The organism is Bacillus sp. 0102A, from assembly GCF_036765155.1.
Lineage (GTDB): Bacteria > Bacillota > Bacilli > Bacillales > Bacillaceae > Bacillus > Bacillus subtilis_G.
Genome location: NZ_JBAIZW010000027.1, coordinates 1 through 518, shown reverse-complemented (window position 1 = coordinate 518; position 518 = coordinate 1). Strand labels below are relative to the sequence as shown.

Genomic DNA, 518 nt, shown 5'->3' with positions numbered 1-518 from the left:
CCCTATCTATTCTATAACAATAATGGCGCGCCCGAGAGGAGTCGAACCCCTAACCTTTTGATCCGTAGTCAAACGCTCTATCCAATTGAGCTACGGGCGCAATCAATTTTACAATATCCCGTTGGGATAAAAATGGAGCGGAAGACGGGATTCGAACCCGCGACCCCCACCTTGGCAAGGTGGTGTTCTACCACTGAACTACTTCCGCATATCGCAATAAAAAAAGCTTTCTCTTTTTTGAGAAACCTTGGTAATAACACACTTAATAAAGCTTCCAAGCGGGCTCGAACCGCTGACCTCTTCCTTACCATGGAAGTGCTCTACCTGCTGAGCTATGGAAGCAATGGCTCCGCAGGTAGGATTCGAACCTACGACCGATCGGTTAACAGCCGATAGCTCTACCACTGAGCTACTGCGGAATAATATAAGCTTCATAAACAAACATGGTAGAAATAACAAAACTGCTTGGCGGCGTCCTACTCTCACAGGGGGAAACCCCCGACTACCATCGGCGCTGA

General features: G+C 48.1%; 4 tRNA genes. All 4 read right to left on the bottom strand.

The window, feature by feature from the left end:
- Window positions 1-23 precede the first annotated feature (23 nt).
- The 4 genes from V6D41_RS21440 to V6D41_RS21425 all read right to left on the bottom strand — a co-directional run bounded on the left by V6D41_RS21440 (window position 24) and on the right by V6D41_RS21425 (window position 419).
- Window positions 24-100: transfer RNA gene (locus tag V6D41_RS21440), tRNA-Arg, on the bottom strand.
- Between the two features lie 33 nt (window positions 101-133).
- Window positions 134-208, bottom strand: a tRNA-Gly gene (locus V6D41_RS21435).
- A 61-nt stretch (window positions 209-269) separates the two neighbouring features.
- Window positions 270-342, bottom strand: a tRNA-Thr gene (locus V6D41_RS21430).
- Between the two features lie 2 nt (window positions 343-344).
- Window positions 345-419: transfer RNA gene (locus V6D41_RS21425), tRNA-Asn, on the bottom strand.
- Window positions 420-518: the final 99 nt, after the last annotated feature.